General features: G+C 74.0%; 24 protein-coding genes and 1 pseudogene. 13 read left to right on the top strand and 12 right to left on the bottom strand.

Annotated elements, in window-relative coordinates:
* Window positions 1–80 precede the first annotated feature (80 nt).
* Complete coding sequence (locus ABEA81_RS02455; RefSeq protein WP_345602922.1) at window positions 81–1,106, bottom strand: 6-phosphofructokinase; 1,026 nt, start codon at window positions 1,104–1,106, stop codon at window positions 81–83.
* Between the two features lie 193 nt (window positions 1,107–1,299).
* Here ABEA81_RS02455 and ABEA81_RS02450 point away from each other — a divergent pair, with 193 nt between their 5' ends.
* Together ABEA81_RS02450 and ABEA81_RS02445 are read left to right on the top strand one after the other, a co-directional pair.
* Window positions 1,300–2,460, top strand: a complete 1,161-nt coding sequence (locus ABEA81_RS02450; RefSeq protein WP_345602921.1) for an FIST signal transduction protein — start codon at window positions 1,300–1,302, stop codon at window positions 2,458–2,460.
* A gap of 1 nt (window position 2,461) precedes the next feature.
* A complete protein-coding gene (locus ABEA81_RS02445) occupies window positions 2,462–4,642 on the top strand; it encodes a GAF domain-containing protein (RefSeq protein ID WP_345602920.1) in 2,181 nt (726 codons plus the stop codon).
* A 5-nt stretch (window positions 4,643–4,647) separates the two neighbouring features.
* Here ABEA81_RS02445 and ABEA81_RS02440 read toward each other — a convergent pair whose 3' ends face one another.
* The gene (locus tag ABEA81_RS02440; protein ID WP_345603264.1) at window positions 4,648–5,223 is read right to left on the bottom strand and encodes an ATP-dependent Clp protease proteolytic subunit; all 576 of its coding nucleotides are present in this window, start codon (window positions 5,221–5,223) and stop codon (window positions 4,648–4,650) included.
* 332 nt (window positions 5,224–5,555) lie between these two features.
* Between ABEA81_RS02440 and ABEA81_RS02435 the strand changes: the two genes are divergently transcribed.
* Window positions 5,556–7,664 (top strand): PhoX family protein, encoded by a 2,109-nt coding sequence (locus tag ABEA81_RS02435; protein WP_345602919.1) that lies wholly within the window; start codon window positions 5,556–5,558, stop codon window positions 7,662–7,664.
* 68 nt (window positions 7,665–7,732) lie between these two features.
* Here the strand turns inward: ABEA81_RS02435 and ABEA81_RS02430 are convergent, their stop codons facing one another.
* The 3 genes from ABEA81_RS02430 to ABEA81_RS02420 all read right to left on the bottom strand — a co-directional run bounded on the left by ABEA81_RS02430 (window position 7,733) and on the right by ABEA81_RS02420 (window position 10,826).
* Window positions 7,733–8,494: a hypothetical protein gene (locus tag ABEA81_RS02430; RefSeq protein ID WP_345602918.1), complete on the bottom strand. Its 762-nt coding sequence runs from the start codon at window positions 8,492–8,494 to the stop codon at window positions 7,733–7,735.
* Window positions 8,495–8,626: 132 nt separating this feature from the next.
* Complete coding sequence (locus ABEA81_RS02425) at window positions 8,627–9,280, bottom strand: hypothetical protein (RefSeq protein WP_345602917.1); 654 nt, start codon at window positions 9,278–9,280, stop codon at window positions 8,627–8,629.
* A gap of 607 nt (window positions 9,281–9,887) precedes the next feature.
* Window positions 9,888–10,826, bottom strand: coding sequence for an AraC family transcriptional regulator (locus ABEA81_RS02420; RefSeq protein ID WP_345602916.1), 939 nt, complete (start codon window positions 10,824–10,826; stop codon window positions 9,888–9,890).
* Between the two features lie 124 nt (window positions 10,827–10,950).
* On the opposite strand from ABEA81_RS02420, the gene ABEA81_RS02415 reads away from it, so the two are divergent.
* Together ABEA81_RS02415 and ABEA81_RS02410 are read left to right on the top strand one after the other, a co-directional pair.
* Window positions 10,951–11,436 carry an anthrone oxygenase family protein gene (locus tag ABEA81_RS02415; protein WP_345602915.1) on the top strand — a complete coding sequence of 162 codons (486 nt, stop codon included), beginning with the start codon at window positions 10,951–10,953 and terminating at the stop codon, window positions 11,434–11,436.
* Window positions 11,437–11,842: 406 nt separating this feature from the next.
* Entirely contained in the window at window positions 11,843–12,694 is an 852-nt protein-coding gene (locus tag ABEA81_RS02410) for a spermidine synthase (protein ID WP_345602914.1), read from the top strand.
* Window positions 12,695–12,700: 6 nt separating this feature from the next.
* Here the strand turns inward: ABEA81_RS02410 and ABEA81_RS02405 are convergent, their stop codons facing one another.
* Window positions 12,701–12,835 (bottom strand): hypothetical protein, encoded by a 135-nt coding sequence (locus ABEA81_RS02405; RefSeq protein WP_345602912.1) that lies wholly within the window; start codon window positions 12,833–12,835, stop codon window positions 12,701–12,703.
* Window positions 12,836–12,862: 27 nt separating this feature from the next.
* On the opposite strand from ABEA81_RS02405, the gene ABEA81_RS02400 reads away from it, so the two are divergent.
* Window positions 12,863–13,153, top strand: a complete 291-nt coding sequence (locus ABEA81_RS02400; protein ID WP_345602911.1) for a hypothetical protein — start codon at window positions 12,863–12,865, stop codon at window positions 13,151–13,153.
* Between the two features lie 83 nt (window positions 13,154–13,236).
* Here ABEA81_RS02400 and ABEA81_RS02395 read toward each other — a convergent pair whose 3' ends face one another.
* Together ABEA81_RS02395 and ABEA81_RS02390 are read right to left on the bottom strand one after the other, a co-directional pair.
* The gene (locus ABEA81_RS02395; RefSeq protein ID WP_345602910.1) at window positions 13,237–14,694 is read right to left on the bottom strand and encodes an MDR family MFS transporter; all 1,458 of its coding nucleotides are present in this window, start codon (window positions 14,692–14,694) and stop codon (window positions 13,237–13,239) included.
* Between the two features lie 98 nt (window positions 14,695–14,792).
* On the bottom strand, window positions 14,793–15,461 hold the full coding sequence (locus ABEA81_RS02390) for a CDP-alcohol phosphatidyltransferase family protein (protein WP_345602909.1): 669 nt from the start codon (window positions 15,459–15,461) through the stop codon (window positions 14,793–14,795).
* Window positions 15,462–15,585: 124 nt separating this feature from the next.
* Here ABEA81_RS02390 and ABEA81_RS02385 point away from each other — a divergent pair, with 124 nt between their 5' ends.
* The 5 genes and pseudogenes from ABEA81_RS02385 to ABEA81_RS02365 form a co-directional block, all read left to right on the top strand.
* Window positions 15,586–16,563, top strand: a complete 978-nt coding sequence (locus tag ABEA81_RS02385) for a zinc-dependent alcohol dehydrogenase (RefSeq protein ID WP_345602907.1) — start codon at window positions 15,586–15,588, stop codon at window positions 16,561–16,563.
* Window positions 16,564–16,669: 106 nt separating this feature from the next.
* The gene (locus ABEA81_RS02380; protein WP_345602906.1) at window positions 16,670–17,068 is read left to right on the top strand and encodes a 6-pyruvoyl trahydropterin synthase family protein; all 399 of its coding nucleotides are present in this window, start codon (window positions 16,670–16,672) and stop codon (window positions 17,066–17,068) included.
* Window positions 17,065–18,144, top strand: a complete 1,080-nt coding sequence (locus ABEA81_RS02375; protein WP_345602905.1) for a glycosyltransferase family 4 protein — start codon at window positions 17,065–17,067, stop codon at window positions 18,142–18,144. The genes ABEA81_RS02380 and ABEA81_RS02375 overlap by 4 nt, the downstream gene beginning before the upstream one ends.
* Before the next feature lie 76 nt (window positions 18,145–18,220).
* Window positions 18,221–19,042 (top strand): class I SAM-dependent methyltransferase, encoded by an 822-nt coding sequence (locus ABEA81_RS02370; RefSeq protein WP_345602904.1) that lies wholly within the window; start codon window positions 18,221–18,223, stop codon window positions 19,040–19,042.
* Window positions 19,033–19,851, top strand: a pseudogene (locus tag ABEA81_RS02365) (lysylphosphatidylglycerol synthase transmembrane domain-containing protein); the annotation flags it as partial. The gene ABEA81_RS02370 and the pseudogene ABEA81_RS02365, both read left to right, overlap by 10 nt.
* 73 nt (window positions 19,852–19,924) lie before the next feature.
* On the opposite strand, the gene ABEA81_RS02360 reads toward ABEA81_RS02365, so the two are convergent.
* Window positions 19,925–20,617, bottom strand: coding sequence for a creatininase family protein (locus tag ABEA81_RS02360; protein ID WP_345602903.1), 693 nt, complete (start codon window positions 20,615–20,617; stop codon window positions 19,925–19,927).
* Window positions 20,618–20,666: 49 nt separating this feature from the next.
* Between ABEA81_RS02360 and ABEA81_RS02355 the strand changes: the two genes are divergently transcribed.
* The gene (locus tag ABEA81_RS02355; protein ID WP_345602902.1) at window positions 20,667–21,296 is read left to right on the top strand and encodes a GTP cyclohydrolase II; all 630 of its coding nucleotides are present in this window, start codon (window positions 20,667–20,669) and stop codon (window positions 21,294–21,296) included.
* Here ABEA81_RS02355 and ABEA81_RS02350 read toward each other — a convergent pair.
* Together ABEA81_RS02350 and ABEA81_RS02345 are read right to left on the bottom strand one after the other, a co-directional pair.
* The gene (locus tag ABEA81_RS02350; RefSeq protein ID WP_345602900.1) at window positions 21,285–21,698 is read right to left on the bottom strand and encodes a VOC family protein; all 414 of its coding nucleotides are present in this window, start codon (window positions 21,696–21,698) and stop codon (window positions 21,285–21,287) included. The two genes, ABEA81_RS02355 and ABEA81_RS02350, sit on opposite strands and share 12 nt — an antisense overlap.
* Window positions 21,695–22,297: a dihydrofolate reductase family protein gene (locus tag ABEA81_RS02345; protein ID WP_345602899.1), complete on the bottom strand. Its 603-nt coding sequence runs from the start codon at window positions 22,295–22,297 to the stop codon at window positions 21,695–21,697. Before ABEA81_RS02345 ends, ABEA81_RS02350 begins: the two co-directional genes overlap by 4 nt.
* 218 nt (window positions 22,298–22,515) lie before the next feature.
* Here ABEA81_RS02345 and ABEA81_RS02340 point away from each other — a divergent pair, with 218 nt between their 5' ends.
* Window positions 22,516–23,190, top strand: a complete 675-nt coding sequence (locus ABEA81_RS02340; RefSeq protein ID WP_345602898.1) for a class I SAM-dependent methyltransferase — start codon at window positions 22,516–22,518, stop codon at window positions 23,188–23,190.
* A 3-nt stretch (window positions 23,191–23,193) separates the two neighbouring features.
* Here the strand turns inward: ABEA81_RS02340 and ABEA81_RS02335 are convergent, their stop codons facing one another.
* On the bottom strand, window positions 23,194–23,499 hold the full coding sequence (locus tag ABEA81_RS02335; protein WP_345602896.1) for a trypco2 family protein: 306 nt from the start codon (window positions 23,497–23,499) through the stop codon (window positions 23,194–23,196).
* Window positions 23,500–23,692: the final 193 nt, after the last annotated feature.

The raw sequence follows: 23,692 nt of genomic DNA, 5'->3' as shown, positions 1-23,692 counted from the left end.
AGTCTCGCGTTTCGCGAGGTGAGGTGCGCATCCGAAATGCGCACCTCGGACGGCGAAACGCGAGACTCGCGGGGGAGGGGTCAGCCGAAGAAGACCTCGGCCTCGGCGTAGAGGCCCGGGTCGACGACCTTGAGCTCCTTGGTGGCCTCCGACAGTGGCACCGTGACGACGTCGGTGCCGCGCAGGGCGGTCATCTGTCCCCACTTGCCCGCGTGCACGGCGTCGATCGCGTGCAGGCCGAACCGGGTGGCGAGCCAGCGGTCGCGGGCGGTGGGGGTGCCGCCGCGCTGGACGTGCCCGAGCACCGTGGTGCGGGCCTCCTTGCCGGTGCGCTCCTCGATCCGGTGGGCGAGCCAGTCGCCGATTCCACCGAGCCGGACGTGCCCGAACGCGTCCTTCTCGCCGCTCTGCAGCACCTCCTCGCCCTCCTTGGGCATGGCGCCCTCGGCGACGACGATGATCGGCGCGTAGTCGAGCTGGAACCTCGCCTCGACCCACTGGCAGACCTGGTCGAGGTCGAAGCGCACCTCGGGGATGAGGATCGCGTTGGCACCGCCCGCCATGCCGGAGTGCAGCGCGATCCAGCCCGCGTGCCGCCCCATCACCTCGACGATCAGCGCCCGGTGGTGGGACTCGGCGGTGGTGTGCAGCCGGTCGATCGCTTCGGTGGCGATGTTGACGGCCGTGTCGAAGCCGAAGGTGTAGTCGGTGCCGTTGAGGTCGTTGTCGATCGTCTTGGGCACGCCGACGACGTTGACGCCCGTCTCGTGGAGCTTGGTGGCGACGCCGAGGGTGTCCTCGCCGCCGATTGCGATGAGCGCGTCGACGCCGAGGTTCTGCAGGTTGCGGCGGATCTTCTCGACGCCGCCCTCGACCGCGAACGGGTTGGTGCGCGACGAGCCGAGGATCGTGCCGCCGCGGGGCAGCAGCCCGCGCACGGCGGGGATGTCCAGCGGCCGGGTGAGCGCCTCGAGCGGGCCGCGCCAGCCGTCGCGGAAGCCCAGGAACGAGTACCCGTACTCCGGGACGCCCTTGCGGACGATCGCCCGGATGACCGCGTTCAGGCCGGGGCAGTCCCCGCCCCCGGTGAGCACGCCGACGCGCATGGGTGGTGACCTCTCCATCGATGCAGAAGGTGGCGAGTGGGCCACGCTAGCGGCACCACCGTGCCACCGCGACGGCACCACCCGCACCGCCTCCTCCAGGCCGTCCATCCGGGGGGCCGAACACCGGTTCTTCGCTCGGGTGGCGCATTGTGCGCGTGAGTAGCGTGGGGGGATTCCTCGAACCGGGGTGGCCATGGGCGCGCAGCGGTGGCTCGGAGTCGGACAGGCCGGAGGAGCCGAGCCGGAGCCGGGAGCTCGGGCGGCGGGCTCCGCACTCCGGCACGCCGACGCGAAGCTGCTGGTCGTGTTCTGCTCCGCGTCGCTCGACCTGCCCGCGGTGCTGCGGCAGGTCAACGAGCGGTCCGGCGGTGTTCCCCTGATCGGGTGCTCGACGTCCGGCGAGATCGCCCCGAGCGGCCCCGATGTGCGGAGCGTCGTCGTCACGGCGTTCGGGGGCGACGGGTTCTCGATCCGGACGGCCGCGGCCGCGCCGGCGTCGGACGACCTCAGGGCGGCGGGCGCCTCGGTGGCGCGGTGCCTCGCCAGGATCGAGGAGCGGCCCTACCGCGTCCTGTTGCTGCTCACCGACGGCCTCGCCGGTGACCAGCGGGAGATCCTGCGCGGCGTCTACCGCGTGCTCGGCTCGGGCGTGCCGCTCGTGGGCGGGTGTGCGGGCGACGTGCGGATGGCGCAGACGTTCCAGCTGCACGGCGACCGGGTGCTGACCGACTCGGTGGTCGCGGCCGGGATCGGTTCCGACGCGCCGCTCGGCATCGGGGTGCGCCACGGGTGGCGCCGCGTCGGCGAGCCGATGCTGGTGACGGGGAGCGGCGGCAACCGGGTCCACACCCTCGACGGGCAGCCCGCCCTCGACGTGTACCTGGACCGGCTCGGAGCGCCCGCCGCGGCGTACACGAGCCATGAGGAGCTCGCCAGGCTCGCGCTGGTGCACCCCCTCGGGCTCGGCAGGCGCGCCGGGGAGGAGGAGATCCGGTTCATCGTGGGCGGCGACTTCGGCGACCGGTCCCTCGCGTGCATCGCGGAGGTGCCGCAGGCGGCGCTCGTCTGGCTCATGGAAGGCGATGTCGAGTCGGTCCGGTGGGCCGGCGGCGCCGCGTGCACCGACGCCCTCGAGGCGCTCGGGGGCCGCCCGCCGCTCGGCGTGCTCGCGTTCGAGTGCGTCGGACGGCGTCCCGTGCTCGGCGAGGAAGGGATCCGCGTGGAGATCGACGAGATCGTGAAGTGCTGCGGCGGAGCGCCGGTGGCCGGGTGCTACACCTACGGGGAGATCGCCCGCAGACAGGGCGTGATCGGCTTCCACAACCAGACACTCGTCCTCCTGTCGGTCGCCTGAGATGTCGGCGCCCGCGGGATGGCCGGCCCAGAAGCTCGCCGAGTTCCTCGCGGCGGTCTCGTCGTTCGCCACGGAGGCCGAGGCCGCGGCGGGCGCGGTCGAACGGGTGGCGGAGTCGGTGGACGCCGAGGTCGTGGCGATCGTGTCGCGCGGAACCGTGATCGCCGCCATCGGCTACCCCGAGGGCGCCGCCCCCGTCGCCGAGCTCGTCTCGGTGGCGGGCGGGGATCGCGCCGAGCTGACCGTCCCCGGTGCGGGGAGCTCCCCGGCCGCCGTCGTGGCGCTCGAGAACCCGCCGGGCGCGCGCATGGTCGTCGCGCGTTCCGGCCCGGACCCCCTGAGCGCCGACGAGGTCGGGCTCCTGCACGCCATGGCCCGCGTGACCTCGATGACCCTGCGCATGCTCCGGTTCCTCGACGACGAGCGCGCGCTGCGCAAGGAGAGCCAGCGCCAGAGCGCGGAGAACGCCCACCTGCTCGCGACGCTGACCGATCACCAGATGCTGCTCGAGCGGCTCGCGGACGAGCAGGCGGCGCTGCGCCGGGTGGCCACGCTCGTGGCTCGCCAGCCCGGCACGGAACGGGTGCTCGCCAGCGTGGCGGAGGAGGTCGGGCGGCTGCTGCGCGCAGGCCTGACCCAGATGCTCCGGTACGAGGGCACCGGGACGACGACGGCCACGGCGGTGGCCTGCTGGACCGATCCGGAGGTCACCGGCCGGGCGATCGTGCTCGGAACCCGGGTCCCGCTCGAGCGCGACGAGCTGGCCGGCGTCGTCCTCCGCGAGCAGCGCGCCACCCGCATGAACAGCGGGGAGCTCCCGGCCGGGGGGCCGATCGCCGAGCACGTGCACGGATGCGGGCTCGGCTCCGCGACGGCGAGCCCGATCGACGTCGAGGGCCGCCCCTGGGGTGTGGTGGTCGCCGGCTGGCCTGCGCCCGAACCGCCGGCCGACGCGGAGTCGCGCATCGCCGAGTTCGCGTGGCTCGTCGCGATGTCGATCTCGAACGCGCAGGCGCGTGCCGAGGTCGTGCGGCTCGCCGACGAGCAGGCGGCGCTGCGCCGGGTGGCCACGCTCGTCGCGAAGGGGGAGCGGCCCGACGTCATCTTCCGGTGCGTCGCGGAGGAGATCGCCCGGATCTCGAACGTCGACAACGGCTTCGTCCTCCGCTTCGAGCCGGACGCCACGCTGACTGTCGTGGCGCGCTCGGGCAGCGGCCACGCGCCGGTGGAGGTCGGCTCCGACTGGCCGCTCCGCGGCGACGGCATCGCCGCGAGGGTGTTCCGCACCGGCCGGGCCGTGCACCTGGACAGCCGTCGCGGCCCGCCCGGGTGGATCGCGATGGCGCCGGACGCCGACTTCGCGGGCGTGGGGGCCCCCATCGTGATCGGCGACCGCCTCTGGGGCGCGGCGACCGCGACCACTGGACCGCGCAACGGTCCACCACCGGCCGACGTCGGGGCGACGCCGGCGGGCGGGCTGCCCGCCGACGCCGAGGAACGCATCGCCAAGTTCGCGGACCTGATCGCGATCGCGATCTCCAACGCGGACGCCCGCGCCCAGCTCACCGCGTCGAGGGCGCGGGTCGTGGCCGCCGCGGACGACGCCAGGCGGCGCCTCGAACGGAACCTGCACGACGGGGTCCAGCAGAGGCTCGTGGCGCTGACGCTCGCGCTGCGGGAGGTGGAGTCGATGGTGCCGCCGGAGCCGCGCGAGCTGCCCGCGGCGATCGGGCGCGTCGTGGACGGCCTGACCGGGGTGCTGTCGGAGGTCCGCGAGATCTCCCGCGGTCTGCACCCGGCGATCCTGTCGGAGGGCGGCCTCGCCTACGCGTTGCGGTCGCTCGCCCGCCGCTCCGCCGTGCCGGCCACGCTCAACGTGCGCGTCGCGGGCCGGCTGCCGGAGCGGGTCGAGGTGCCCGCCTACTACGTCGTGTCGGAGGCGCTCACGAACGTCGCGAAGCACGCGGAGGCGTCCATGGTGGAGATCGACGTCGACGCGACGAACGAGCTCGTGCGCATCGTCGTGCGCGACGACGGCGTCGGCGGGGCGGACGTCGGCCGGGGATCGGGGCTGATCGGCCTCGTCGACCGGGTGGAGGCGGCGGGAGGGGAGTTCACGATCAGCAGCCCGCCGGGGGAGGGCACGTCCCTGCGCGCCACGTTCCCCCTCTCACCCCGGTAACGGGCTCACTCCAGCACGACGTGGTCCACCAGCCCGTACGCCTGCGCCTCTGCGGCCGTGAACCAGCGGTCGCGGTCGGCGTCGGCGGTGATCGTCTCGACGGTCTGGCCGGTGTGCCGGGCGGTGATCTCGGCGATCTCGCGCTTCATCTGCGCGTACACCCCCGCCCGGATCGCGATGTCGGTGGCCTCCCCGCCGATGCCGGCCGATGGCTGGTGCATGAGGACGCGCGCGTGCGGCAGTGCGTAGCGCTTGCCGGGGGCGCCCGCCGTCAGCAGGAACTGGCCCATCGACGCGGCGAAGCCGACGGCCCACGTGCTGACGTCCGGGCGGACCAGCCGCATCGTGTCGTAGATCGCCATGCCCGCCGTGACCGAGCCGCCGGGCGAGTTGATGTACATCGTGATGTCGCGCTCCGGGTCCTGCGCGGCGAGCAGGAGCAGCTGCGCGCTGATCCGGTTGGCGATCTCGTCGTCGACCTCGCGGCCGAGGAAGACGATCCGCTCCTCGAACAGCCTGTCGAGCACGGGGTCGGTGCCGGCGGTGCCCGGCGCGGCGGCGTACAAGACCGTGCCGCTCATCGGGGGCAGCGCGGGCTGCGCGGGCGGCAGCACCGGCCGGCGCGGTGGCTCCGGCGGGTAGGGCGGTGGCTGCGGCGGCCGCGGGTGGTTCCCGGCGTCCCGGATCGGCATCGGGGGCTCCTCTCGTCGGCGATGGCGCCGACGCTAGGCCGGGCGCGCGCCGACGGGGTGCCGTGTTCGCTCTCGGCGGCGTTGTTCGCGGAGGGTGAGCGGGGTGAGCAACACCTCCTGCCCCGACGGGCCCGTTCACCTCTGCTCCACCTGGGGGTCATCGGGCACTCGCCCGGGCTGCCTAGGGTCGGCGCGTTTCCCGAACTCCCCAGGAGGATGACGTGGCCCTGCCGCGCCCGTCCGGTCGTATCGCGCTCCCGCTGCTGACGAAGAGCCACGGTGGCCGCCAAGGCCTCACCTGCCGGTACCGCTGTGCCGACGCATGTGCGCACGACGAGCCCAACACCTCGGACAACGAGTACTTCGGCGACATGCTGGCGCGCGCCGTCAGCAGGCGCGGCGTGCTCCGTGCCGGCGCCGTCCTGACCCTCGCCGCCGGCGCCACCACCGCCGTCGCGGCCTGCGCGCCCGGGGCCGAGAACGAGGAGGCCGCCGCGCCCGGCACCCCCCAGGGGCTCGACTTCGAGCCGGTTGCGCCCAACACCGCCGACGGGATCACCCTGCCGCCCGGCTACGAGAACAACGTCGTGATCCGCTGGGGCGACCCGGTGCTGCCCGGTGCGCCCGCATTCGACTTCGACAACCAGACCGCGGAGGCGCAGGCCGCCCAGTTCGGCTACAACAACGACTTCTGCGGGCTGCTCCCGCTGCGCGGCCCCGGCGAGCGGTACCTGATGTTCTCGAACCACGAGTACACGATCGAGCCGCTGATGTTCCGCGGCTACGACGCGGCCAACCCCACCGAGGAGCAGTACCGCATCGGGCTGGCGGCCCACGGCCTGTCCGTCGTCGTCGTGGAGCGCGACCGCGGCACCGGCCGCATCACGCCGGTGCTCGACGGGCAGATCCCCGAAACGCGGTACAACCGCCGCTTCACCGGCACCACCGAGTTCGTGCTCGACGGTCCCGCCGCCGGATCGGACTGGCTGCGCACCTCCGCCGACCCCACCGGCACCCGGGTGCTCGGCACGTTCAACAACTGCTCGGGCGGCGTCACGCCGTGGGGCACGTTCCTGTCGGGCGAGGAGAACTTCAACGGGTACTTCGCCAATGCCGGGCGGGTCACCGAGCCGGTCGCGGCTGCCCGCCTCGCCCGGTACGGCGTGGAGGAGGAGGCCACCGAGCGGCTGTGGGAGCGGTTCGACGCCCGCTTCGACGTCACGCGGGAACCGAACGAGGTCAACCGGTTCGGCTGGGTCGTCGAGGTCGACCCGCAGGACCCGGCGGCGCCGCCCGTCAAGCACACGGCGCTCGGGCGGCTCAAGCACGAGGGCGCCACGATCCGGGTCGCCTCCGACCGCCGCGTGGTCGCGTACATGGGCGACGACGAGCGGTTCGACTACGTCTACAAGTACGTCTCCGACGAGCCGATGATGGACGGCGAGACTCGCGCGGCCCGCGAGCACAACCGCACGCTGCTCACCCGCGGCACGCTCTACGTCGCCCGGTTCACCGGCTCGAGCGCCGCGGGGGAGATCGACGGCAGCGGGCGGCTGCCCGCCGACGGCACGTTCGACGGCGGTGGCGAGTGGATCCCGCTGGCGGCGGGCGACCGGTCCTTCGTCGACGGCATGACCGCCGCCGAGGTCTACGTCTTCACCCGTGAGGCCGCCGACAAGGCCGGCGCCACCAAGATGGACCGGCCGGAGGACATCGAGTCCAACCCGCACACCGGCAACGTCTACATCGCGCTCACCAACAACACCGACCGCGGCAAGGCCGACGCCACCCGCACCGCGGGCGCCGACGAGGTGAACCCGCGCGTGGACAACAAGCACGGGCACGTCGTCGAGTTGGTCGAGGAGGGCGGCGACCCGACCGCCACCGCGTTCGGCTGGTCGATCCTGCTGGTGTGCGGCGACCCGAACGACCCGAACACCTACTTCGGCGGGTTCGACAAGACCCAGGTCAGCCCGATCACCTCGCCGGACAACCTCACCTTCGACCCCTACGGCAACCTCTGGATCTCCACCGACTCCGGCCGGGCGCTGAACATCAACGACGGCCTCTACGCCGTTTCGCTGGACGGGCCGACGCGCGGGCGGACCACGCTCTTCGCGAGCGTGCCGGCCGGTGCCGAGTGCTGCGGCCCGGTCGTCACCGAGAACTTCGTGCTGCTCTCACCGCAGCACCCCGGCGACCTCGACGACGCGAGCCCGGACGCTCCGAAGAGCGTCTGGCCCGACGGCCCCGGCAGCCAGCCGCGCCCGTCGGTGGTGAACATCTGGCGAACCGGCCGGGCCGGGCAGCCGGGGCGGATCGGGGCCTGACCGGTTGCAGCAAAGCCACTTTCCTGCCGCGTCGTTGCATGAGAGTGGCTTTGCTGCAACACCGGTGGCTAGCCGCAGCGCTCCGCCAACGGCGTGCCCTCGCCGCCGCCGCGTTCGAACGAGATGTGCACGTGGTCGTAGTGGTTCTCGGTGATCCCGCCGCGGTCCTCCATGCGCTCCCAGCCGTCGCCGTAGTTGATCCGCTGCTTCCAGATCACGTACTCGACGCCGAGCTCCTCCTGGTTGGCCAGGGCGCACTTGGCGATCCGGTCGCCCTTCTCGCCGCGGGCCATGAGGTCGACCGCGAGCCCGCGCGGGTGGTCGGAGTCGCGGCTGCGCTGCCCGATGCCGATCAGGTCGGGCTCGTCGTACAGGCAGGACAGGAAGCGGGCCGCGTCCCGCACCCACGGTTTGACGCGGCCGAGTCCGCCCAGGTCGGCGTCGCAGTTCGCCGCCGCGCGCCGCTCCTCGAGCGCGTGCAGGCCGACGGCCTTCACGAGGTCGGAGACGTCGAGCTCGGGAGGCTCGGGCTCGTGGGTGGCCGCCACCGGGACGAGGTTCGCGACCATCCGCAGGCCGTCGGTCTCGGCGGCGGAGCGGATGTACATGTCGTCGGCCGCGGCCGGGGCCACCGGGGCGTTCAGCGCGGGCACGGTCACGACGAGGGCGCCGCCCGCAGCGGCGGCCGCGGCCATCCCGTTGCGCACGGCCGACTCGCGCGGGGCGCGGTGGCGCGCCGGTCTGGGGGCCTGCGCACCGGGGAGCGCCGCCGCGGTCGCGACGGGGCGTGGGTGCGCGTTCCGGCCGCCGGGGGAGCGGTGCCGAGACACGACCTGCCTTCCGGACCGCGCGACCCGAGCCGGCGATCGGGGGATGCCGGCAGGGAGCGGGATCGCGCGTCGGTCCGTCGCAGACCATAGCGGATCGGTCACTCAGCGAGACGGGCGCTCACCCTGCGTGTTTCAGCAGCCGCGCAAGGTGCCGCCGCCGGACCCGCGGTCGAACGAGACGTGCACGTGGTCGAAGTGGTTCGCGGTGGCGCCGCCGCGGTCCTCCATGGGCTTCCAGCCGCTGCCGAAGTTGATGCGCTGCCGCCAGATCACGTACTTGACGCCGAGGGCGTCCATGTTCTCGAGCGCGCAGGCGGCGAGCCGGTCGCCGGTGGCGCGGTCGACCATGAAGTCGACGGCCAGGCCGCCCGGGTGGTCGGACGTGCCCGCCCGCCCGGCCACGCCGTACATCGTCGGACGGCCGAACGTGCATCCGAGCTGCTCGGCGGCCGTGCGCACGTTCGACTTGACGCGGCCGAGGTCGGAGGTGTTCAGATCGCAGCTCACCGGCCCGCGTGCCGCCTCGGCCGCGGCCCGTTCGGCCTCGGCGCGGGCCTGCTCGGCCGCGCGCGTGACCTGCTGCTCCGCGAGCTGCGCGGCCTTGACGAGCCCGGCCGCGTCGGCGATCTCCGGCTCCTGGTCGATCGGCTCGACGGCCGTCTCGAACACGTCGGCCGCCGCGGCGTCGTCCGAGCTCGCCTGTGCGAGCGGCACGACCGCCGGGTCCGGACGCACCTGCGTATCGGGTGCAGCGCCGCCGACCAGCGAGAACGCGCTGCCGGTCACGGCGACTGCTGCGGCACCCCGCCGCAGCGGGGTCGGTACGGACCGCAGCGCGCTCGCACTCGCTCGTCGTCGGCGGCGGGGGACCGCCGTGAGCGGGTGCTGGTGCGCGCCTCGGCCCCGGGGGGAGCGATGCCGAGCCACGACCTGCCTTCCGGATCGGCGGCCCGGTAAGGACGTCCGGCGTCGGGGGTGCCGGCGGGTGGGGAGTCCCGTGTCCTTTTCGTGACCGTGCCGTCATTGATCCGAGAGGGAACCTAAGCAACCGCGAAGATCGTCGCACGTCACAGCCCTGCCGAAGCGGACGAGAGTGCCCCCGGGAGCGACGAGCGGTGTTCCTTTTGCCCCGTTCGGGGGAGGTGCTGCCGGTGATCGGTCGGGGCCTCCCGCGGGTGGCTCGCGCAAGGACCGTGGTCACCGCACGTCGACCGCAGGTGGCGGGTGGGCGCAGATGCCGGTGTGGGGGTGACCCGCGAGGGCGTCGGCGACGTGTCCGAGCCGCGCTCCCGCGCCCCCGATTCGGTCGGCGCACCCCGTTCGTCCGGGCAGCCGCGTCGACGGTGTGCGCGGGGCGAGACGGGTTGCGTCGTGCCGCCTTCCGCCGGGTCGGTCAGCCGCGGGTGAGGGCGCCTGGAGGCACCCCGACGGTCCGCTTGAACGCCCGGCTGAAGGCGGCCTCGGACCGGTAGCCGAGCCGGCCCGCCACCTCGCCGACCGTGGCACCGTCGTCGGCGAGCCAGGTGCGGGCCACCTGCATGCGCCACCGGGTGACGTAGCGCATCGCGGGTTCCTCGACGAGCTCGGTGAACCGCGCCGAGAAGGCCGAGCGCGACATCGCGAGCTCGCCTGCGAGGGAGGCGACCGTCCAGTCCCGCGCCGGGTCGCGGTGGATCAGCGAGATCGCCCGGCCGATCTGGCGGTCCCGCAGCGCGCCGAGCCAGCCGCGCTGCGCGGCCGGGTCGTCCGTGATCCAGGAGCGCAGCGTCTGGATGACGAGGATGTCCGAGAGGCGCGTGATCACGGCCTCGCCGCCGGGGCGCAGCGACGCGGCCTCCGCGGCGATCAGCCGCAGCGTGCTCTGCATCCACTCGTCCTGCGGGTCGCCCCCGGGCTCGACGTGGATCAGGTGCGGCAGCAGCGGGACGATGTGGTGCGCGGCGGGGTGGTCGAGCCGGACGGCGCCGCAGACGAGCGTGGTGCCGGCACCGCCACCGCCGTGGCGCAGGACCGCGTACCGGTTGCGGAACTCGTGCTCCAGGCTCATGACGTCCGGGGCGACGGCACCCGTCCCGCTGGGCAACGCGTGCCCCTGCCCGTGCGGGACGAGTGCGATGTCGCCGGCACGCAGCAGGCTCGGGACGGCGGTGCCCAGGTCGAGCTCGCACCGGCCCGCGGTGACGATGTGGAACCACATGCAGTCCGGCCAGCTCGGCATCGTGAGGCCCCACGGCGCCGTCAGCTCGGATCGGCAGTAGAAGCTGCCCGTGACGCGCAGGAAGTGGAGTGCCTCGCCGAGCGGGTCGTCGGCCTGCATCGGGTCGGTCGCCACCGGCCGAGTATGCGCCGCATCCAGGGTTCCTGGACGAACGAGCACGAGACCGGGACCGGCGAGCATTGATGGTCCTGGATCACCCGGGCAATCTGGATGCCCACCACCCCGCCAGGAGGACACCGTGATCGCCACCGTCCTGCCCGTCGTCGCGCTGCTCGGCGTCGTCGGCTCCGGCCTCATGGCCGGGGTCTTCTTCGCCTTCTCCACGTCGGTCATGCCGGCGTTGCGCCGGCTGCGCCCCGCCGCGGGAGCCGAGGCGATGCAGCAGGTGAACCGCGTGATCCAGAACCCGCTCTTCCTCCTCGTGTTCATGGGCACCGGTGTGCTCAGCCTGCTGCTCGTGATCGGCGCGCCGATCAGCGGCAGCCCCGGCACGGCCTGGGTCGTGATCGGTGGGCTGCTGTACCTCGTCGGCAGCATCGGGCTGACGTTCGTGGTGAACGTCCCGATGAACAACCGGCTCGACGCCGCCAACCCCCTCACCGACAAAGGCGCCGCGACCTGGGCGGACTACCTGTCCCGCTGGACCGCGTGGAACCACGCCCGTGCCCTCGCGTGCGTCGCGGCGACGGCAGCGCTCGCGGTCGGCCTCCCAGGGGTGCGCTGAAGAGCCCCGACCTGCGCGCCGCCCAGGCGGCCACCTCGCTGCGTTGACGTCGTCGCGGACACGACCCGGGATCGGCCTCCTGCTCCGCCTTGCGAGGCGGCCACCCAGGACGCCGCTCGCTACGGCCGGGGTCCTCCAGCGCACTCCTCGGGGATGGGAAACGAGGTGCGCCCGGGGCGCCGCCGATCTAGCTTCGCCCCGTGTTCACGTTCTTCCGACGTCGCTGACCCGCCGGCGGCCTCCGGGCTCTCCCGCCCACTGATCCGGTGGTGGCAAGCAGCAGAAGGCTGCCGATCACCCTCTCAGGCGCTCCCGCAGTCCTCAGCGTCATGGGGCCGTAGCGCTGTTCTCGGGCGCTTCCGACCGCGTTGTGGAGCATGGTGCTGCGCCATCCGATACTGGCCCGGTGGCACGGCGCGGGCGGGACCCGGTGCGTGCTCGCGTCGCGTCCGGGATCGCCGAGCTGCGGCCGGACCTCGACCGCAGGCGCGGGTGGACGCTCCTGCTCGACGGCACGCCCCAGTCGCACGTCGACCTCGACGACCCGACGCACCTGGAGTTCGGCTACACCCGCAGGCTCGGGCACGTCGTCGACCTCGCGGCGCCGCCCCGCAGGCCGCTGACCGTGCTGCACCTCGGCGGCGGGGCGTTCACGCTCGCCCGTTACGTCGCGGCCACCCGGCCGCGGTCCGGCCAGCAGGTCGTGGAACGGGACGGGGCGCTGGTGGAGCTGGTGCGCCGGGAGCTGCCGCTCGACCGGTCCTGGCGGCTGCGGGTGCGCACGGGCGACGCGCGCGACGTCGTGGGGCGGCTCCGGCACGGCACGTTCGACCTCGTCGTCCTGGACGTGTTCGCAGGCGCCCGCACGCCGGCGCACCTCGCCTCCACCGAGTTCCTGCACGCCGTCGCGGACGTCATGGCCCCGGACGCGACCTACGCGGCCAACCTGACCGACGGCGGCCCGCTGGCCTTCGCGCGTGCTCAGGTGGCCACGCTGCAGGCGGTGTTCCCGCACGCCTGTCTCGTGGCCGACCCGGCGGTGCTGCGCGGAAGGCGGTTCGGGAACCTGCTGCTCGTCGGCCGCCGGGACGCGCTGCCGGTGGACCTGCTGGCGGCGCGGGCCGCGGGCGACCCGTCCGCGGGGCGCCTGCTGCACGGGTCCGAGCTCGACCGGTTCCGCGGCGACGCCCGCCCGGTCGCCGACGCAGGGGCCACCGCGTCGCCTGCGCCTCCACACGGGACCTTCGAGACGCGCTGACCGTCCCTACCCGCCGGCGTGGTGGGCCCGCCAGTGGTCGTCGTCCGGCGCCCCCGCGTCGAGCTGCCCGAGCACCGAGCGCACCCACGCCTGTTCGGCCCCGACCATCGCACGCCGGTAGTCGTCCTCGAGGACGTACACGCGCCCGAGGCTGCGGCGGGCCAGCTCGTGGCCCGTGTCTTGGGCGAAGCCGCCGTCGCCGCCCGCCGAACCGACACCTTCCTGGGCGAGCGTTACCGGCGGATCGCGCGCCGGCGCGGCAAGAAGAAGGCCATCGTCGCGATCGGACGCTCCATCCTGGTCATCGTCTGGCATCTGCTGTCTGAACCCGAGGCCCGCTACCACGACCTCGGCGCCGACTTCTACGACAACCGGATCGGCCCCGAACGCAAGAAACGCACCCACGTCCGCCAACTCGAAGCACTCGGCTACAAGGTCACCCTCGAACCCGCCGCCTGACCGCACCCCAGCCCGTCCCGACCGGGCACCCACCCCGCCGGGACCGATGATCCCGCTCGCCCGTCCCCGACATCATTCTCGGATCAGTGCGCCAGAGTGCCGTTCGCGTCGCGGGAGCTCTGCGTGCCGGCGCCGACGAGGAACGTGAGCGGGAGCGCGATCGTGGCGATGATCGCCGCCACCATGAACGCCGCGCGGGCGCCCCCGGCGTCCGTGCCCGCGGTGGCGCCATCGGATGCCACCGCCATCACGGTGATGAACAGCGCGGTGCCGGCCGCGCCCGCCACCTGCTGGAGCGTGGCCATGATCGCGCTGCCGTGCGAGTCGAGGTGCCCGGGCAGCCGGCCCAGCGCGTCGGTCATGAGCGGGGTGAGCATCAGCGAGATCCCGAGCACCAGCACGACGTGGAACGCGATGATCATCCACAGCGGCGAGCCATCGCCCAGCGTGGTGAACGCCCAGAGCGCGGCGGTGAGCACCACCGCTCCGGGGATGACGAGCGTGCGCGGGCCGAGCTCGTCGTAGAGGCGGCCGACCACCGGCCCGAGCAGGCCCATCGCGAGCCCGCCCGGCAGCACCGCGAGCCCGGTGACGAACGGGCTGACCCGCAGCACGTCCTGCAGGTAGAGCGGCAGCAGGATCAGCACGCCGAAGAGCGACATCATGCTCAGCACGACGAGCACCATCGCGAGGACGAACGGCCGGTGCGCGAACGGCCGCAGGTCCAGCAGCGCGTTGCCCGCGCCCTGCAGCCGCAGTTGGCGGGCGACGAACACGGCGAGCGCCACCACCCCGATCAGGGTGGGGATCCACGGCGGGACGAGCGCGTGCCCACGGGCGGACTCGCCCACGCTGCTCAGCCCGAACACGAGGCCGCCGAACCCGAGGGCCGAGAGCGCCACCGAGCCGAGGTCGAGTGGGACCGGTCGCACCTCGGCGGCCACCCGCAGCCACCGGGCGCCCGCCGCGAACGCGACCAGGGCGATCGGCAGCACGATCCAGAACATGAACCGCCAGCCGAGGGTGCTGAGGATGACGCCGGAGAGCGTCGGCCCCACCGCGGGGGCGACGGCGATCACGATCGTGATCGTGCCCATCGTGGCGCCCCTGCGCTCGGCGGGCACCAGGCGCAGCACGGTGGTCATGAGCAGCGGGACCATCACCGCGGTGCCAGCGGCCTGCACGATCCGGCCGGTGAGCAGCACCGGGAACCCGGGCGCGAGCGCGCTGACGAGGGTGCCGGTGCTGAACAGCAGCATCGACGTGAGGTAGACCCGCCGCGGCGGGAACCTCTGCAACAGGAACCCGGTGATCGGGATGACCACCGCCATCGTCAGCAGGAAGCCGCTGGTGAGCCACTGTGCGGTGCTGACGGAGATGCCGAGGTCGGCGATCAGCGCCGGCAGGGCGACACTCATGATCGTCTCGTTGAGGATCATGACGAACGCGGAGCCGACGAGGAGCCAGATCACCAGCGAGGCGGCCGCGGCCGCAGCGGGTTGCGGTTCGGCGTCGGGGTGGCCGGTGGCTGGGCCGGTCATCGAGGAGCTCCTGTCGTTCGGCCCCTCGACGCTACCGATCGCGACCCGGTGATGGCCACGCGGTTCGCCCTGCGCGGATGCTCTCCGGACGCGTGTCCTCAGCAGGCGGCCGGAACCCGCGCGGCCCGCCACAGCCACTGCACCGTCCGGCCGAACGACCAGACCAGCAGGGCGAGCGCCACGGCCACCAGCGCGACTGTGGCCGGGTACGGGAGCAACCCGGCGGCCACGACCACGAGCACCACGCCCTGCACGGCGGCCACCGTCTTCGCGACGTGGCTCGGCGGCACCGGCCCGCGCAACCAGGGCAGCAGGCGGCCCGCCGCGACGAACACGTACCGCATCAGGCCGATCGCGAGGACCCACGGCCCGACGATGCCGGCGACGTGCACGCTCAGGACGAGGACGAGGAACGCGTCGACCTCCATGTCGAAGCGGGCGCCCACGGGCGACACGGTGCCCGTGTGCCGGGCCACCTTCCCGTCGACGGCGTCGAGCGCCAGCGCCACCGAGGCGAGGGCGACCAGCGCGGCCGGGGCCGTCCGGCCCGTGAGCAGGCCGTCGGCGACGACCGCGGCGACCCCGCCGACCAGCAGCGCCCTGGCGAGCGTGACGAGGTCGGCGGGGCCGAGCACGGACCGCCCGGCACGGTGCATCGCGGCGGACAGCAGCCCCAGCAATGCCGCCGCGTACACCACTCCGACCAGTACACCGAGCGGTCCGAGCCCGAACGCGGCGGCTAGCCCGGCCAGGATCAGCAGCTGCATGCCGGCAGCTGCGGCCTGTTCCGGGCCTCCCTTCACTAATGTGCACGTGCTGGTGACCACTCCGCGTTCCACCTCCGCATCACGTCCGCGCGGTCCCGTCGGTTCACCTCTGGAAGGATGAGAGATGGGTCACAGCGCCCGAGCATTCTGGCTGCGCGCGCCGCACGAGGGCGAGATCCGGGCGGTCGACCTGCCCGAACCCGGCCCCACCGACGTCGTCGTCCGCACGTTGTTCTCCGGGGTGAGCCGCGGCACCGAGACCCTCGTCTTCCGCGGCGGCGTGCCACGGAGCCAGCACGCCGCGATGCGGGCCCCGTTCCAGGAGGGGGACTTCCCCGCCCCGGTGAAGTACGGGTACCTCGCGGTGGGGGTCGTCGAACACGGAGCAGCCGACCTCGTCGGCCGGACGGTGTTCTGCCTGTACCCGCACCAGACGCGCTTCGTGGTGCCCGCGACGGCCGTCACGCCCGTCCCCGACGACGTGCCGGCGGCCCGCGCGGTGCTGGCGGGCACTGTGGAGACGGCCGTGAACGCGCTGTGGGACGCCGCGCCGCTGGTGGGCGACCGGGTCGCCGTGGTCGGCGGGGGCATGGTGGGGTGCAGCGTCGCGGCCCTGCTCGCCGGGATCCCCGGAGCCAGGGTCCAGCTGGTCGACGCCGACCCGGCCCGGGCCGCGATCGCCGCCGAGCTGGGCGTGGGGTTCGCCACGCCGGACGCCGCCGAGGGCGACTGCGACCTCGTCGTGCACGCCAGCGCCACCGAGGCGGGACTCGCGAGGTCGCTCGAGCTGCTGGCCGCGGAGGGCGAGGTCGTCGAGCTGTCCTGGTACGGCGACCGGCCGGTGCGGTTGCCGCTCGGCGAGGCGTTCCACGCCAAGCGCCTGGCGGTCCGCAGCAGCCAGGTCGGCACGGTCTCGCCGCGCCGGGCCGGCCGCGGCTACGCCGGGCGCATGGCCGTCGCGCTGCGGCTGCTCGCCGACCCGCGCTTCGACGCGCTGGTCACGGCCGAGCACCCGTTCGAGGAGCTGCCCGCGCTGCTGCCCCGCCTCGCCGACGGCACGCTGCCCGCCCTGTGCGTGCGGCTGCGCTACCCGACCGCCTGACGCACCCGGGGCGGCGGTCACCGTTTCACCGGTGCCGGTGAACTTCCCGGGGCAGCGGCACGTGTGGGGTAGGAACGGAATCCAGCCGCGGGGCGAGGGAGCCAGAGTGTTCAGCATTACGGTCCGGGACCACATGATGGTCGCCCACAGCTTCCGGGGCGACGTGTTCGGTCCCGCCCAACGCCTGCACGGCGCCACGTTCGTGGTGGACGCGACGTTCCGCCGCCCCGAGCTCGACGACGACGGCATCGTGGTCGACATCGGGCTGGCCACCCAGCAGCTCGGCGAGGTCCTGGGCGAGCTCAACTACCGCAACCTCGACGACGAGCCAGCCTTCGCGGGCGTCAACACCTCCACCGAGTTCCTGGCCCGGCTGGTGGCCGACCGCCTCGCCGACCGCATCCACGCGGGAGCGCTGGGCGAGGGGGCGCGCGGGATCTCCGGGATCGTCGTGACGCTGCACGAGTCGCACATCGCGTGGGCGAGCTACGAGCGGTCCCTGTGACGGCTCCCGTGACGGCCCGGACGATCTACGTCGTCGTCCCCGGCGACATCGACGACCCGGCCCGTCCCAGCGGCGGCAACGCGTACGACCGGCGCGTCTGCCAGGCGTTGCCGGCCGTCGGCCGGACCGTGTGCGAGATCGCCGTCGACGGCCGCTGGCCGGAGCCCGACGCTGCGGCGCGCGGGGAGCTGGGCCGGCGCCTCGCGGCGGTGCCGGACGGGGCCGACGTGCTGCTCGACGGGCTCGTCGCGTGCTCCGTGCCGGACGTGCTCGCCCCGCACGCGCGGCGGCTGCGGCTCGTCGTGCTCGTCCACCTGCCGCTCGCCGACGAGACCGGGCTGCCGCCCGCGGTGGCGGCCGACCGCATGGCCCGGGAGCGCATCACCCTGCGCGCCGCCGCCGCGGTCGTGGCCACCAGCCCGTGGGCGGCCCGCCGGCTCGTCACGGTGCACGGGCTCCCGGCCGACCGGGTGCACGTCGTGCCGCCCGGCGTGGAGCCTGCCCCGCTCGCCGACGCCGAGGAGGCCGGAACGCGGCTGCTGTGCGTCGGGTCGATCACGCCGACGAAGGGCCAGGACGTGCTCGTCGAGGCCCTGGCCCGGATCACCGACCGCGACTGGGGCTGCCTCCTCGTCGGCCCGGTGACCCGCGCCCCCGCGCACGTCGCGTTCGTCTGCGACCTGGTGCAGCGGTACGGCCTGGGCGACCGAGTGGCACTCACCGGCCCGCTCCGCGGGGCCGCGCTCGACGCGGTGTACGCGACGGCCGACCTGCTGGTGCTCCCGTCGCGGGCCGAGTCGTACGGCATGGTCGTGACGGAGGCGCTCGCCAGGGGCGTCCCGGTGCTCGCGGCCGCGGTCGACGGCGTGCCGGAGACCCTCGGCCGCGCGCCGGACGGTGATCTCCCGGGTCTCCTCGTGCCCCCGGCCGACGCCTCCGCGCTGGCGGCAGGCCTGCGCCGCTGGCTCGACGAGCCGCAGCTGCGCCGCTCGGCGCGCGCGGCCGCCCGGCAGCGGCGCGGCGCCCTCACCGGCTGGGAGGTGACCGCGCGGTGCCTGGCCGACGCGTTGGCGTGAGCGAGCTTGCGAGCTCACCGTTCAACACAGCAGCGCTCGAGCGAGCGTGGCCGACGAGCGCCAGCGAGGAGGCGACGTGAGCTCCCCCGGCACCCCGGTCACGCCGGACTGGCTGGCGTTGCGTGAGCCCGCCGACGCCGCCGCCCGGTCCACCGAGCTCGCCGACCGGCTGTACGCGTGGCTGCCCATCCGGCCCGGCAGCCTGCTGGTGGTGCGCGACCTCGGTTGCGGGACGGGATCGATGGGCCGCTGGCTCGCCGACCGGCTCCCGCGGCCCCAGCACTGGTTGCTGCACGACCGGGACCCGGCCCTCCTCGACCGGGCCATGGCGAGCCTGCCGGCCGGGGTCAGCGCCGAGCCGCGGGAAGGTGACCTCACCGGCCTCGACGCCGCGCAGCTCGCCGGCACGGCGGTGGTCACGGCGTCGGCGCTGCTGGACCTGCTCACCGCCGACGAGGTGGAGCGCCTGGCCGCGGCGTGCGCGGCGGCGGGGTGTGCGGCGCTGCTGACCCTCTCGGTCACCGGCAGCGTGCTGATCAGGCCCACCGACCCGCTCGACTCCGCCTTCGCCGCCGCGTTCGACGCCCACCAGCGACGCACCGTCGACGGCCGGAGGCTGCTCGGACCGGACGCAGCGCCCGCTGCCGCGGCGGCGTTCGGGCGGCACGGCGTGGCGGTCGTGCGGGCGCCGAGTCCGTGGCGCCTCGGTCCTGACAACGGCGCGCTGCTCGAGCAGTGGCTGCGCGGCTGGGTCGCCGCCGCGTGCGAGCACCGGCCCGGCCTCGCCCAGGAAGCGGAGGCCTACATGCGGCGCAGGCTGGAGGCGGCGGCCCACGGCGACCTGCGGGTCGTCGTCGGGCACGCCGACCTGCTCGCCCTTCCGGAGACGTGCTCGTGAGCCCGGCACGCGTCGCCCGGCCGCTGGCCGTGGCCTCGATCGTCGGCGTGCTCGCGTGGTGGTCGGGGCCGGCGGCCGTCCTGGACGCGCTCGCCGCGCTGCAGGCGGGGCCGGTGCTCGCCGCACTCGCGTTCGGGGTGGTCACCACGGTCTGCAGCGCGTGGCGCTGGTGCCTGGTGGCGCGCGGCCTGGGTTTGCGCCTGTCGCTCCCCAGGGCCGTCGCCGACTGCTACCAGGCCCTGTTCCTCAACGCCGTGCTGCCGGCCGGGATGCTCGGCGACCTGCACCGCGCCGTCGGGCACGGCAGGCGGGCCGGTGACGTCGGGCGCGGTGTGCGGGCCGTCGTGTTCGAACGGCTCGTGGGTCTGGTCGTGCTGGTCGGAGTGGCCGCGGTGGTGCTGGCGGTGGAGCCCGCCCTGCTCGGCGTGCTCGGTGAGCTCGTGCCCGGCGCCGGGTGGATCGGGATCCTCGTGCTGGCGGTGCTCCCGGTACTGGGATGGCTGCTGCGCGGGCGCCTGCGTCCGGTGGCCGCCGACGTGCGGGCCGTGGTGCGCGCCGGCGCCGCGCCGGGGATCGTCGGGCTCTCCGTCGTTGCGCTCGCCGGCTACCTCGCGACGTTCGTCGTGGCCGCCCGCGCCGTCGGCGCCACCGCGCCCGTCACGCAGCTCCTCCCGCTGCTCGTGCTCGCGCTCCTGGTCATGGCGCTGCCGCTCAACGTCGGCGGATGGGGCCCGCGGGAGGCCGTCGCCGCCGTCGGGTTCGGCGCGGTGGGGCTGGGGGCGGAGCAGGGCTTCGCCGCCGCCGTCGCGTACGGCGTGCTCTGCATGGTGGCCTGCCTGCCCGGCGGGGCGGTGCTGCTGCTGCGGCTGACGGCGGGCCGCCTCACAGGTGGCCTGCGAACGACCGGACGAGGCTCGCCAGCACCGCACGTCCCTTCTCCGCGGACGCCAGCGACGGCCGACCGACCACTCCCGACTCCGTGTAGGCCTGCATCCCCCGTGACAGCAGGTACCGCCGGTCGTCGGCGAGGTGGTCGGCCCGTTCGTACCCCGGCCTGACGAGATCCGGGAACGCATGCAGGAGGATCGAGGTCTCCAGCTCACCGGCGTGCATGTCGGACAGGCCGGTGGTGCTCAGGCCTGCCTCGGCGCGGGCGTCGTCCCAGTCCGGTTCGGTGGGGAAGAGCGCCATCCGGAACGGGTCGAGGCTCGCCTCCTGCACCACGTTGCCGAGCACGTAGTTGCCGCCGTGCCCGTTCACGAGCACGAGCGTGCTCGCGCCGGCACGCGCGACCGACGTGGCCACGTCACGCACGACGGCGGCCAGTGTGGTGGCCGAGATGCTGACCGTGCCGGCCCACGCCGCGTGCTCGTGCGAGCAGGAAATCGTGAGCGGTGGAAGCCTGAAGACCGGGTACACGGTCGCGAGCTCGAGCGCGATCGTGCTGGCGACCAGGGTGTCGGTGGTGAGCGGCAGGTGGGGGCCGTGCTGCTCGAAGCTGCCGACCGGGAGCAGCGCGACCGTGGCGCCGTGGTCGCGCGCGTCGAACGTGGTGTCGACCGGGAGGAGGTCCATCGCGGTGGACCTTCTCACGGTTCGCAAGAGGGGACGAGAGGGGCAGCTCATGCGCGACACGCGCAACACGGATCTGGCGGAGGTCGCGGAGTCGGACCTGGTGACGCGGCGCGGCCGGTTCCGCGCCGTCGCGTTCCGGGACCCGCACGACGGGAACGAGCACCTCGCCCTCGTCCGCGGTGAACCACGAGGCCGGGCGGACGTGCTGGTCCGGGTCCACTCCGAGTGCCTCACCGGCGACGTGTTCGGGGCACTGCGCTGCGAGTGCGGGGCCCAGCTCCGGTCGGCGGTGGAGGCGATCGCCGACGCGGAGTGCGGCGTGCTCGTGTACCTGCGCGGCCACGAGGGCCGGGGGATCGGGCTCGTCGCGAAGGTCCGCACCCACGTGCTGCAGGACGAGCAGGGGCTCGACACCGTCGACTCGGCCACCGCGCTCGGCCTGCCGGTGGACGTGCGCGACTTCGGCGCGGCGGCCCGCGTGCTGCACCACCTCGGCGTCGGGTCGGTCCGGCTGCTCTCCAACAACGCCGACAAGGTGCTCGCGCTCACCGAGCACGGCATCACGGTCAGCGGGCGGGTCCCGCTACTGGCGCCCGTGGACGAGTACAACGTCCGCTACCTCACGGCGAAGCGCGACCGGCTCGGCCACGACCTGCCGAACCTGGGCTCATTCGGCTGACGGCGCGAAGTCGTCCGCCCGCCACGGCATCTCCTGCAGCACCCACGTGTTGCCGTCCGGGTCGCTGAACGGGACGTACTTGACGCCACCTCCGACCTCGTCGATCTCGCCGACCGCCACGCCGCGGCGGGCGAGCTCGTCCCGGGCGGCCGCGACGTCGGCGACGACGAGGTGCAGGCCACGCAGCGACCCGGGGACCGCGTCGGCGACCTGGGGCAGGCCGCTGGTCAGCGTGATCGAGCAGGCGGAGCCGGGTGGCGTCAGCTGGCACACCCGCACCCCCTCGGCCGGCCGCACGTCGACGTCGACGGCGAAGCCCGCGCGCACGTAGAACTCCTTGGCGCGATCGATGTCGGCGACCGGGACGGGGATGAGCTCGAGCAGCATCTTCACGGCGTTCACGACTCCTCACGGATGCGGTAGTGCAGGTGGGTCACGCGGTCACCCTGGACGACCTCCGGGTTCTCGAGCAGCCGCTCGGCCCCGGTGAAGCCGCCGAAGAATCGCACGCCCGTGCCGAGCAGGACAGGTACGAGGTCGATCCGCAGCTCGTCGACCAGGCCGGCCGCGAGGGCCTGCCCGGTCAGGTCACCCGCGGTCAGCGCCACGATCCGCTCGCCCGCCACCGACTGCGCCTTCGCGATCGCGCTCTCCACGCCGTCGGTGACGAAGGTGAACGGAGCGTCCGGGTGGGACTCCACCCACTCCGTGGGCACCCGGTGGGTCACGACGAAGACGGCGTCGCCCACCGCCGGGGTCCCGCCCCAGCCGTCGGTCAGGTCGAACAGCCGCCGCCCGATCACGCTCGGTCCCACGTCGCTCCACACCGGCCGCAGGTAATCGGCGCTCGCCGCCGTGAGCCGGTAGCCGCGGGTCGGCTCGTTGTCGTGGAACTCGACGTCGCCGTTGCGGTACCAGTCGAAGAGCGGCCCGACGCCGCCGGACGGGTAGGCGATGAACCCGTCCAGCGACATCGACGCCTGTGCGACGACCTTGCCCATGGTGTCCCTCCTGGTGCTCGTGAGGGCACAGGGTGCGCCGGCGGCCGGCCTCGGGGCATCCGTGGCGACCACCTGCCCGGCACGTGGTGGGCACGCGACGCCGGCAAGGTGGCCGTGCTGCCGTGCTACGCCGGTAAGGCCACCATGCGGGCATCGGAATCGGGGCGGGAACAGCGCGCTCCGCGCCGTAAGCTCGCCCCGACCCCGGGGAGGCGGGCATGGCGGCGACGGCGGCTTACGACGAGATCGCGGACTGGTACGAGGGTGAGTTCCTGCCCCGCAGCTCGGTCGACGACCCGGCCGGGATCGACCGTGCGCTGCGCGGCCTGCTCGGGCCGGGCGACGGCCACTGCCTCGAGATCGGCTGCGGTACCGGGGTGCACGCCGCGAGCGTGCGCGCAATGGGGTGGTTCCCCGTCGGTGTCGACGTCTCGGCCGGGATGCTGCGGCACGCACGAGGCAGGCTCGCGTGTGCTCGCGCCGACGCCGAACGGATGCCGCTCGGGGACGGGTCGGTCGACGCGGCGATCGCGGTGATGGTCCACACCGACATGCCCGCGTACCCGGCGGTGCTCCGCGAGGCCGCCAGGGTGCTGCGACCCGGGGGCGTGTTCGTCCACGTGGGCGTCCACCCCTGCTTCTGCGGCGGGTTCGCCGACCGCACCGATCCGGACGCCGTCGTGGTCCGGCAGGGGTACGGCGATCGTCATTGGACGAAGGAGTCGTGGACCGACCGGGGGATCCGGGACAAGGTCGGCGCCAGCCACTTCCCGCTCGCGGAGCTGTTGAACGCCGTGCTGGACGCTGGCATGGTGCCGGAGCGGTTCGCCGAGAGCGGGGGCCCGACGCCCATCGTGCTGGCGTTGCGCGCCCGGGTTCCGGGGAAGAGCTGACCGTCAGCGTTCGTTCGGAACCTCGTCGCCCGAGATCGTGGGTCGGCGGCCCGGATGGGCGGTGTGGCGCGGATCGAGCGTCAGCTTGATCTTCTGCGTGGACGAGGCGGCGAACCGGGTCTCGGTGCCCAGCTCGAGCACCCAGAATTTGGCTTTGGCGCCGGGCTTGGCCTCTTTGTCGACGCCCACGGTGAGCTCGACCTCGACCGGGCCGAGTTCGAAGCGGAGCTGCTCGTTCTCACCCGCGCGCATGGCGTCGGCGAGTTCGGCGCGCAGTTGCGCGATGACTTCCGAGAGCGCCAACGGCATGACGAGTCTCCTCGCGGAATCGCACTCCACAGCCGGGTCGCACGACCCGGTGCCGGGATGGCGGTCCGCCTGTCACAGCTGGGAACCCATCCCCACGCGTGGTCGGTGCGATCGACCGGGAGGGCGGTGGAGCCCGAAGCGCTCGACGAATCCGTCGTGCCGCAGGCTCCACCGGATGGGCACGATCAGTGGC

Source organism: Pseudonocardia adelaidensis (genome assembly GCF_039543345.1).
GTDB lineage: Bacteria > Actinomycetota > Actinomycetes > Mycobacteriales > Pseudonocardiaceae > Pseudonocardia > Pseudonocardia adelaidensis.
The sequence above is the reverse complement of the archived record's forward strand: the minus strand, read 5'-3'. Positions and strand labels throughout refer to the sequence as shown.

Bases quoted from the DNA above. Each gene is read 5' to 3' on its own strand.
- ABEA81_RS02455 (WP_345602922.1), bottom strand. From the start codon at position 1,106: ATGCGCGTCGGCGTGCTCACCGGGGGCGGGGACTGCCCCGGCCTGAAC.
- ABEA81_RS02450 (WP_345602921.1), top strand. From the start codon at position 1,300: ATGGGCGCGCAGCGGTGGCTCGGAGTCGGACAGGCCGGAGGAGCCGAG.
- ABEA81_RS02445 (WP_345602920.1), top strand. From the start codon at position 2,462: ATGTCGGCGCCCGCGGGATGGCCGGCCCAGAAGCTCGCCGAGTTCCTC.
- ABEA81_RS02440 (WP_345603264.1), bottom strand. From the start codon at position 5,223: ATGAGCGGCACGGTCTTGTACGCCGCCGCGCCGGGCACCGCCGGCACC.
- ABEA81_RS02395 (WP_345602910.1), bottom strand. From the start codon at position 14,694: ATGACCGGCCCAGCCACCGGCCACCCCGACGCCGAACCGCAACCCGCT.
- ABEA81_RS02390 (WP_345602909.1), bottom strand. From the start codon at position 15,461: ATGCAGCTGCTGATCCTGGCCGGGCTAGCCGCCGCGTTCGGGCTCGGA.
- ABEA81_RS02385 (WP_345602907.1), top strand. From the start codon at position 15,586: ATGGGTCACAGCGCCCGAGCATTCTGGCTGCGCGCGCCGCACGAGGGC.
- ABEA81_RS02360 (WP_345602903.1), bottom strand. From the start codon at position 20,617: ATGGACCTCCTCCCGGTCGACACCACGTTCGACGCGCGCGACCACGGC.
- ABEA81_RS02355 (WP_345602902.1), top strand. From the start codon at position 20,667: ATGCGCGACACGCGCAACACGGATCTGGCGGAGGTCGCGGAGTCGGAC.
- ABEA81_RS02345 (WP_345602899.1), bottom strand. From the start codon at position 22,297: ATGGGCAAGGTCGTCGCACAGGCGTCGATGTCGCTGGACGGGTTCATC.
- ABEA81_RS02340 (WP_345602898.1), top strand. From the start codon at position 22,516: ATGGCGGCGACGGCGGCTTACGACGAGATCGCGGACTGGTACGAGGGT.
- ABEA81_RS02335 (WP_345602896.1), bottom strand. From the start codon at position 23,499: ATGCCGTTGGCGCTCTCGGAAGTCATCGCGCAACTGCGCGCCGAACTC.